6 protein-coding genes are annotated in these 9,810 nt (G+C 41.6%); 4 read left to right on the top strand and 2 right to left on the bottom strand.

Annotated features, from left to right (window positions below; all coding sequences use genetic code 11):
• Positions 1-633: 633 nt before the first annotated feature.
• Positions 634-1,314, bottom strand: a complete 681-nt coding sequence (locus GFB48_RS13615) for a hypothetical protein (RefSeq protein ID WP_163936823.1) — start codon at positions 1,312-1,314, stop codon at positions 634-636.
• A 118-nt stretch (positions 1,315-1,432) separates the two neighbouring features.
• Between GFB48_RS13615 and GFB48_RS13610 the strand changes: the two genes are divergently transcribed.
• The 3 genes from GFB48_RS13610 (at position 1,433) to acnB (ending at position 7,426) form a co-directional block, all read left to right on the top strand.
• Positions 1,433-2,317 (top strand): radical SAM protein, encoded by an 885-nt coding sequence (locus GFB48_RS13610; protein ID WP_163936821.1) that lies wholly within the window; start codon positions 1,433-1,435, stop codon positions 2,315-2,317.
• A 45-nt stretch (positions 2,318-2,362) separates the two neighbouring features.
• Positions 2,363-4,579, top strand: coding sequence for a patatin-like phospholipase family protein (locus tag GFB48_RS13605; RefSeq protein ID WP_163936818.1), 2,217 nt, complete (start codon positions 2,363-2,365; stop codon positions 4,577-4,579).
• A gap of 249 nt (positions 4,580-4,828) precedes the next feature.
• A complete protein-coding gene (acnB, locus tag GFB48_RS13600; RefSeq protein WP_163936815.1) occupies positions 4,829-7,426 on the top strand; it encodes a bifunctional aconitate hydratase 2/2-methylisocitrate dehydratase in 2,598 nt (865 codons plus the stop codon).
• A 534-nt stretch (positions 7,427-7,960) separates the two neighbouring features.
• On the opposite strand, the gene rsd is transcribed toward acnB, so the two are convergent.
• Entirely contained in the window at positions 7,961-8,425 is a 465-nt protein-coding gene (gene rsd / locus GFB48_RS13595; RefSeq protein WP_163936812.1) for a sigma D regulator, read from the bottom strand.
• A gap of 219 nt (positions 8,426-8,644) precedes the next feature.
• Between rsd and hemE the strand changes: the two genes are divergently transcribed.
• Entirely contained in the window at positions 8,645-9,709 is a 1,065-nt protein-coding gene (hemE, locus tag GFB48_RS13590; RefSeq protein ID WP_163936809.1) for a uroporphyrinogen decarboxylase, read from the top strand.
• The last annotated feature ends 101 nt before the right edge of the window (positions 9,710-9,810 follow it).

The following is a 9,810-nucleotide window of genomic DNA, read 5'->3' as shown; positions in this document are numbered from 1 at the left end:
CTGATTGCTGCGCAATCTCGGTCGCTCACATCGATCTTTGTTAATTACGTAGTTGGGCTGTTGGATCTTACGCCCTGACCCGTCCCTGGTGGATCCCTCCACTTGCCGTCCATGGCAAGTGTTCGTCAGCTGCGAAACTTCGTTTCGGTCTTCCTCACCCGCTCCGCCACTACAGATAAGCCCTTGCAGCAATGCGAGGGCTTTTTTGTATCTGAAATTTGGTGGCTTTTACAGGGAGCTTGGACGGGACCACATTCATTCACCACATCCCTGTGATTCACCCTTCGGGCAGCTAACGCTGTGTAAAAGTACTTGCTGTACTTTTGTCGCCATTATAAGAGAAAGCCTCAACGTTTAGTTGAGGCTTTTTTTATGCCTGAAATTTAGCTTTTAGAGAAAGCGGGTGGGATCACATTCATTTACCACATCCCTGTGGTTGACCCTGTGGGCAGCTAGCGCTGTACAAAAATACTTGCTGTACTTTTGTCGTCACTGTCAGAGTTTTTATAAACTGCAAGGACAAGTGGTTTGGTAGACGCCTTTTAAATTACTACTTACACCTGACAGTGTCTCTCGCTGGTATGATATGTTAAATATCACAATTCGATTTTTTAAGATAAGTTATTAATTTAATTATGTTTTACTAGTATCTTTTTTGTCTTTGTCTTTATTTTTGTTGTCTTGGATCGCTCTTAATAGTCTATAGAGCTGCTTTTGGGCATGTTCTTGTCGCAACTTCTTCATATAAGCGGATTCGTTAGGAACCTGCAATGTAGGTAGGATTTCTGTGACTGCTTGATCGCCATCCCAATCATTGGTCAATGATTTATTGAAACTTGTTCTGAATTTGATGTACTTGTCTTTTGCTAAGAATATATAAGTATTGGATAAGTATGTTTGTCCATTTTTATCAAAACTAAATGATGCTTTTTTACCTTGTAGTTGGTCTACATTAAAAGAGGTTTTTGTTGCTTTCGTGCGTGAATCGTAGTGACCTAGGTTTACAGCGGCATCTACCTGTTTTAAGCTGTCATCAAGTTCATTGCTTAATACCCTTTCACTATTAGACCAGTTTGTTTTAAGAATGGGGTAGATAAATACATCGATATTATCTGCAGGATATATTACGTTTTCATATTCAAGCATGACTCCTAATTCGGCCTGTTGATATATTGTCTTTTCAGTGAATTTAAAATTTGCTGTTTGTTTTGCATATTCTAGATTAGTTTCATAGTTTGAATATGTTGTGGGGCGTGTGGATTGGCATCCAGTCATTCCAATTATTATAATGGTTGCTAAAATTAGCTTTAACATAAATCTATTCCCTGATTAAAATTATTTAAATCAGATTAGCAATTGTGAACCTCTATTTCAATAACTTATATCTATTTAAGCTGTTGTTATTACAAGACAAAATTTTTAATGTGCCAGTATGCTAAATTATATTGAACCAGTTTTTCGTCCCCCTTCTGAATGGAAATCTTTGATCCTACAAGTCACTAATGGCTGTAGTTACAACAAATGTACTTTTTGCGATATGTACACTGCTGAGCAAAAGAAGTTCCGTCCTAAAAAGTTAGAGGATGTTGAGTCAGAACTACAGACTATAGCAGGTAGTGGTGCTCATATTTCTCGAGTCTTCTTAGCGGATGGTGACGCCATGATGTTGCCATTTGATAGGCTCAAATCTATTTGTGAGTTGATCAATCAATACTTACCTAATATCACTCGCATTTCGAGTTACTGTTTGCCTAGAAATTTGAAAAATAAAACGGTTGAGCAACTCGCAGAGCTTCAGCAACTAGGATTAACCCTAGTTTATATTGGTTGCGAATCTGGTGATGATGAAGTGCTTGCACGTGTACAAAAAGGCGAAACCTTTGATTCTTCTTTAGTGGCCTTAGATAAATTACAGCAAGCAGGTATCAAGCGCTCTGTGATGATTTTAAATGGTCTTGGAGGACCTGAATTATCTGAGCAACATGCAGTTAATTCAGCCAAGCTGATGAACGCTGCCCAACCTGAGTATTTGTCGACGTTAGTGGTTTCCTTTCCGTTGGGAACGGATAGGTTTCAGCAGGGATTTGATGGCTATTATCAACAACTTAATCAGCAGCAACTTTTTGCTGAGATGAAGTTGCTGCTTGAGCACTTAGAGCTAAAAAAGACAGTATTCAGATCGGATCATGCATCTAATTACCTAGTGCTCAAGGGCACCTTAGGTAAGGATAAACCGCTGCTGCTTGCCCAAGTACAACAAGCGATACAAAGACCTCATAGTATTGCCCTCAGAGAAGAGTGGCAAAGAGGGCTGTAACATACTATTTTTTATAGGTAATTTATAATTTAATAAGGATATATCTTGTACCGCTGGCTTGTCATTATAGTAAGTATCTTTTTTATTGCATGTAATGCTCATGCTAGGCCGAAGCTTGCTCTAGTATTGAGTGGTGGCGGTGCTAAAGGGGCTGCTCATGTTGGAGTTTTGAAAGTTCTAGAGCAGCATAATATTGTTGTAGATTACATCACCGGAACAAGTATTGGTGCCTACATTGGTGGTTTATATGCCCTTGGTTACAATGCTGCTCAAATCGAGCAGATTATGCTTTATACCGACTGGGAGCAGGGATTTAGCGATAGAATTGCTCGGGAGAATTTATCGGTAAGAGATAAGCATCATAGGGATCAACACAACTTTCCAGTAGATATCGGTTTTAACGATTTTGCTGTTCAGTTGCCTTCTGGGGTGTTAAAAGGTCAGACTATGGCTAGCTTGATTAATAGTAGCGCTGGCTTTCCTCCCGTATTTGGCTCTTTTGATAACCTTGCTATTCCCTATAGAGCAGTAGCTGCAGATATCGCCACCAGAGAAGCGGTTGTTCTCGATTCAGGTGATCTTGTTAAAGCTATGCAAGCTTCTATGTCGGTTCCTGGGGTATTGAATCCCATCATGTTTGAAGGTCGAAAGCTGGTAGATGGCGGTATTGCCAATAATATGCCGGTGGATGTTGCAAAAGAGCTTGGCGCCGATATCGTTATTGCTGTAGATATCGGAGCGGAACTCGCAAATAATCAACAACTCAATTCATCCGTAGCCATACTAGGGCAGCTTTCAACTTTTCTGACAATCAGTACCACTAACGCTCAAAAATTATTGCTTTCCGATAACGATATTTTGATTCGACCTATGGTGGGTCATTTGGGAACAAGTGATTTCTCCAATATGCATGAAAGTTTAGAGTTGGGTATCAGTGCTGCTAATCAGAACATTGATAAGTTATTAAAATATTCCGTCAGCAACGAACACTATCAACGTTATCAACAACAAAAACGACAATTTAATAACAGTTGGCAGCGACAACCAATTTTATGTGCAGTTAAGTTTGAGCAATATGGGCACAATCCATTACCGGATGAACTTTTGTTGGCAACATCTGGGCTAACAATTGCAAAGGAAGTGACTAATGAGCAAGTGACTGCAGCCATCAATATGTTATACAGTTTAAATCGCTTCCAGAAAGTAGAAGCGTATTTTATTGACTCTTGTCAGCTAGGCTTTCGCACCTATGAGAAAGAATGGGGGCCGAATTATATTGATATAGGCTTAAGTGCAGAATCCAGTTTTGATAACCCCGCCACCCTTGAATTAGATCTCGCCTATACATTAACTGAATTGAATCAAAATGGTGCAGAGTGGCGTAACATTTTAAGAGTTGGTCAAGATCGGCATTTAATCAGTAGTTTTTATCAACCCCTTAATAGCTTTCGAAATTGGTTTAGCTTGTCTTCAGCCACTTTAAATCGAAAGCGGCAAAATATTTTGCAATCTGATGAGGGCTTTACTGGTTTAGAAGTCGACAAGTATTTAGCCCAAATCGACACCAGTATTGGGGTTAAATTCAGTCAAAATAGTCAATTAAGTTTGGGGTTTAGTTGGCAAAATGGTGTGTATGAGCAACCTGAAACCCTATTACAACAAAGGTGGGACTTCAACTCCTTAGGGGGATGGTTGTTATTTGATTATGATAATTTAAACAGTTTGAACTTTCCTACCGAAGGGCGTAAGTGGCACATTAAATTAACAGGCAAAAAAGAAAACTTATCTCGGCCTTATGCTACTGCTTTGAGACAAAATATTTGGCAACTTGATGTAGATTGGAAGCGAGCGGTCAGCATAAACAACCATGCACTTGTTGCTAAGGTGAGTTATTCGCGTTCATATTCAGACACGACAACGCAACTCACAAGTGATTATGCTGATCTAGGTGGATTTTTACGACTTTCCGGGTTTACTCGCAATGCTTACGCTGCACCCAATAAGGTTTATGCTGCTGTCATTTATCAATATGATTTAGGAAAGGATACCCTAGGGTTAAAACAGATGCCGTTATATTTGGGGGTATCAGCAGAAAGTGGCATGCTTTGGCAATTAAATAAGCCCTGGCGGACTGATGATTTAATTTATGCGAGTAGCCTTTATTTAGGAAGTGATACAGCCTTAGGGCCAGTAGCTTTAGCCTTTGGGGCAGCAGACACTGGAGATAGGGCTTTTTATTTATATTTGGGTAAACAGTTTTAAATCTCAGCAATAATTAACGAACACAAATTTTGTTAACTTATCGTGTGAATTGGTTCAATTCTTTTAACGGTTCAATTATACTATTTGCCCCTAAGCTTAGGCCGTAAGAGTTGGGGCAATAGTTAACAATAATGATTGCAAGTTGCTAAAAATAGCACCTAAAACAATGTATCCCCACAAGCCTAAGATACAGAACCAAAGGGAATTGCAGCTTGGCTGTAAGCCTATTTAAATAATGAGGAAAAAACTGTGTTAGAAGCTTATCGCGCACACGTTGCAGAACGTGCACAACAAGGGATCGTTCCACAGCCATTAAATGCTCAACAAGTATCTGAATTAATCGAACTTGTTAAAGCACCTATCGCTGGTGAAGAAGAAGTAATTTTAGACCTACTTGAAAACCGTATTCCACCGGGTGTTGATGAAGCGGCATACGTCAAAGCAGGTTTCCTAGCGGCCGTTGCTAACGGTGAAGCAACTTCTCCAATTTTATCTGCTGAGCGCGCTGTAGAGCTGCTTGGTACTATGCAAGGTGGTTACAATATTGAATCACTAATTGCACTGCTAGACAATGAGGCACTAGCGCCAATCGCAGCTAAGCAATTGTCGCACACTCTATTAATGTTTGATTCTTTCTACGACGTAGAAGAGAAAATGAAAGCCGGTAATGCTTTTGCTAAGCAAGTTATCGAGTCTTGGGCAAACGCCGAGTGGTTTGAAGCGAAAGCAAAACTAGATGAGAAAATTACTCTAACGGTATTCAAGGTTACTGGTGAAACTAACACTGATGACCTGTCCCCTGCACCTGATGCATGGTCACGTCCTGATATCCCACTACACGCGCTAGCAATGTTGAAAAACGCGCGTGACGGCATCGAGCCAGAAGTAGCGGGTGAAATCGGTCCAATTAAGACTATTGAAAGCCTAAAAGCACAAGGCCACCCACTTGTTTACGTTGGTGACGTAGTAGGTACCGGTTCTTCACGTAAATCAGCGACTAACTCAGTGCTTTGGTTCATGGGCGATGATATCCCTTATGTACCTAACAAGCGTGCTGGCGGTTTCTGTTTTGGTGGCAAGATTGCACCTATCTTCTTCAATACTATGGAAGATGCGGGTGCCCTACCAATCGAAATGCCAGTTGAAAAAATGGCGATGGGCGATGTAATTGACGTTTACCCATACCAAGGTGTGGTTAAGCGCCACGGTACTGACGAAGTGATCTCTGAGTTCGAACTGAAAACTGAAGTGTTGTTAGACGAAGTTCGTGCTGGCGGTCGTATTCCACTAATTATTGGTCGTGGTCTAACTGACCGTGCTCGTACTGCTTTAGGGCTAGGTGCTACTGACGTATTCAAGCTACCTGCAGACGTGGCTGACACGGGTAAAGGTTACACTCTTGCCCAGAAAATGGTGGGTAAAGCATGTGGCGTAGCGGGTATTCGTCCAGGCCAATACTGTGAGCCTAAGATGACTACCGTAGGTTCACAAGATACTACCGGTCCTATGACCCGTGACGAACTAAAAGACCTTGCCTGTCTTGGCTTTAGTGCAGACCTAACGATGCAGTCGTTCTGCCACACTTCGGCTTATCCGAAGCCAATTGACGTAAACACGCATCACACCCTACCTGATTTCATCATGAACCGTGGCGGTGTATCACTTCGCCCAGGTGACGGTGTTATTCACTCTTGGCTAAACCGTATGCTACTGCCTGATACCGTTGGTACTGGTGGTGACTCGCACACTCGTTTCCCACTAGGTATTTCATTCCCAGCAGGTTCTGGCCTAGTCGCTTTTGCTGCTGCTACCGGTGTTATGCCGCTGGATATGCCTGAATCAATCCTAGTTCGCTTTAAAGGTGAAATGCAGCCAGGTATCACTCTACGTGACCTAGTACACGCCATCCCTCACGCGGCTATCAAGCAAGGTCTACTGACTGTTGCTAAAGCGGGTAAGATCAACGCATTCTCAGGTCGTATCCTAGAGATTGAAGGTCTAGAAACACTAACCGTTGAGCAAGCATTCGAGCTGTCTGATGCATCTGCAGAACGTTCTGCAGCTGGTTGTACAATCAAGCTAGACGAAGCGCCAATCCGTGAGTACCTAAACTCAAACATCGTTATGCTTAAGTGGATGATCGCTGAAGGTTACGGTGATCGTCGTACTATCGAACGTCGCATTACAGCGATGGAAGAGTGGTTAGCGAAGCCAGAACTAATGCAAGCTGATTCTGATGCTGAGTACGCAGAAGTGATTGAGATTGATCTAGCGGACATTAAAGAGCCAATTCTATGTGCGCCAAACGATCCAGATGATGCTCGTACCTTATCTGAGGTAGCGGGCGAGAAGATCGATGAAGTATTTATTGGTTCTTGTATGACCAACATTGGTCATTTCCGTGCCGCGGGTAAGCTGCTCGATGAGCACAAAGGTGCGTTGCCAACTCGTTTATGGGTTGCGCCGCCAACGAAAATGGATAAAGACCAGCTAACCGAAGAAGGTTACTATGGTATTTATGGCCGTGTTGGTGCTCGTATCGAAACTCCTGGATGTTCACTGTGTATGGGTAACCAAGCCCGTGTTGCCGATAAGGCAACAGTGGTATCAACCTCTACTCGTAACTTCCCGAATCGCTTAGGTACTGGTGCTAATGTATTCTTGGCCTCTGCTGAGCTTGCAGCTGTAGCATCGATTTTAGGTCGTTTGCCTTCACCTGCCGAGTACCAAGAGTACGCCGCTAAGATTGAAGCTACCGCAGCGGATACCTACCGTTACCTAAACTTCGATCAGATGGCAAGCTACACCAAAAAAGCTGCAGAAGTGATTTTCCAATCAGCCGTATAAGCAAGTTCTGATTAGATAATCAAAACATGGTAAATGGTATAATGCCAGTCAGTTAATCGCTGACTGGCATTTTTTTATTAAGATAATTCTTACTTTTTGTCACTGTTGCCAGAAAATCATTGTCAGGTCGCTTAGCTTACTTTGTAGCGCTTATCAATGTAGAGGATTAGTTTTGATAATGGGCTGGTAATTTAATCGCATTAAGCACAAAAGTGAATCTGAAAGCGGCACAATTGCATCATTATCTTGAGTATGGGGCGCTGCACTATCCTAAGCACACCAATTTAAGCAGCAATTGAACAAATGCATACTTTTTTTGCCGGCTATAGATACTGCTTGGTCGCAGCGGTAGGCTTGTTTAGCGATGAAGTCACACCTGCACAGATAGTTACCTGTTCTAGAATTGTAGTTAAGAGAGCAGTGGGAAGGATAGCTTGAATATTAAGTTCATTTAAAAATGAACCTATAACATTACAACCATTATAAAGATAAATGAAAATCAGATACCAGAAAGCGGCTATCGCAATTGAATTCTTAGGCTGCAATTGAAGCTAGGATATCAATCAGAGCATCTTCGATTTCGAACCTAAGTTCTAAAGCTTCACCTAATTTTGACAACGCTAAATCGATACCTTGGTACTCTTCAGCGGACTTACAGTTAGCGTAATGATCATTAAATGCTAAGGCCATGTCTGTAGTGGGATTAATTTGTTCTATAAGCTGATCTGCATGCTCTTTGACTTGAGCCCCAAGTTGCTCGTAAGCTTTAGCAAGTTGCTGATAAACTTCAAAATGACCTTCTGAGACATAGTCAACTAATAAGTTACTGAATTCTTTTATTTTCTCGATAGGAGGAAGAGCATCATGCTTTTCAAACGGAGGAATTCCTGCAAGTTCACAGTAACTGGTAAGTAATTCACTTCGATGTTGTAACCAATGATCAATGAGAGTATTGGACCCCCCCCATTTGGCTTTAGCTTGAGCTAATTTATTGAGCATGACATTTTCCTACCAGACTTATCGTTATGTATAGATTATGCAATTTGAGCAAGGAATCAAGCATTATAATTGCATAAAAGTGATTCAAACTCACTTGCTAAAATGGAAATATAGTCTATGAAAATATGAGCTATTAGCCCTACATTGTTAACGCTATTTATGGTTAAAAGTGGTACACTTCACGAAAAATTACAATGTATAGTCTTTGGGAAAGCTGTAATGACAGAACTTAAAAATGATCGCTACTTGCGTGCACTATTAAAAGAGCCGGTAGATAGAACTCCAGTGTGGATGATGCGTCAAGCTGGTCGCTATCTTCCAGAGTATAGGGCTACACGCGCTCAAGCTGGAGACTTTATGTCATTATGCAAAAATGCGGAACTAGCATGTGAAGTAACATTACAGCCATTGCGCCGTTATGATCTGGATGCTGCAATTCTATTCTCTGATATTTTGACAATCCCAGATGCTATGGGGTTAGGCTTGTATTTTGAGGCTGGAGAAGGTCCTAAGTTTACCGAAACCGCTGACTCTATGGCCAAAATTCAGAAATTAGCTGTGCCAGATCCGGAACTGGAGCTAGGCTATGTAATGAATGCCGTAAGAACTATTCGTAAAGAATTAAATGGTGAAGTACCTTTAATTGGCTTTTCAGGTTCTCCTTGGACGTTAGCTACTTACATGGTTGAAGGTGGCTCTTCTAAGACTTTCGAAAAAATCAAACGCATGATGTATGCAGAGCCTCAAGCGTTACATTTGTTATTGGATAAGTTAGCTGATTCGGTGACTTCTTACCTTAATGCGCAGGTTGCTGCCGGCGCTCAATCGTTAATGATTTTTGATTCCTGGGGTGGCGCTCTTTCCCATAGCGCTTATCGTGAATTCTCTTTACGCTACATGCAAAAAATCGTTGATGGCTTAACTCGTTTTGCCGATGGTCGCAAGGTACCAGTAACTTTGTTTACTAAGGGCGGTGGCTTATGGTTAGAGGCGATGGCTGAGACTGGCTGTGACGCATTAGGTTTAGATTGGACGGTTGATATTGGTGATGCTCGTCGTCGTGTAGGAGATAAAGTTGCCTTACAAGGTAACATGGATCCAAGTATGCTATATGCTTCACCAGAAAGAATTGAGCAGGAAGTTGAAAGCATACTGGCTTCTTATGGTCAGGGAACTGGTCATGTATTTAACCTAGGCCATGGTATTCATCAGCATGTCGATCCTGAGCATGCAGGAGCCTTTATCAAAGCGGTGAATGAGCGCTCAGTAAAATATCATAAGTAAATACTCACAATTAATAAGGTCGCCATTTGGCGACCTTTTTTGTAAATAGGTCTTTGATTTTTATAGAAGCTCGGGTATGTTAGAGAGATTAAAAAGCATTC

The organism is Paraferrimonas sp. SM1919, assembly GCF_010993985.1.
Taxonomy (GTDB): Bacteria; Pseudomonadota; Gammaproteobacteria; order Enterobacterales; family Shewanellaceae; genus SM1919.
Note: the sequence above shows the minus strand (reverse complement) of the source record. Positions and strands in the feature narration are given on the sequence as shown.

Excerpts from the sequence above, each read along its gene's own strand:
- GFB48_RS13615 (WP_163936823.1), bottom strand. The coding sequence starts at position 1,314 with ATGTTAAAGCTAATTTTAGCAACCATTATAATAATTGGAATGACTGGA.
- GFB48_RS13610 (WP_163936821.1), top strand. The coding sequence starts at position 1,433 with ATGCTAAATTATATTGAACCAGTTTTTCGTCCCCCTTCTGAATGGAAA.
- rsd (WP_163936812.1), bottom strand. The coding sequence starts at position 8,425 with ATGCTCAATAAATTAGCTCAAGCTAAAGCCAAATGGGGGGGGTCCAAT.
- hemE (WP_163936809.1), top strand. The coding sequence starts at position 8,645 with ATGACAGAACTTAAAAATGATCGCTACTTGCGTGCACTATTAAAAGAG.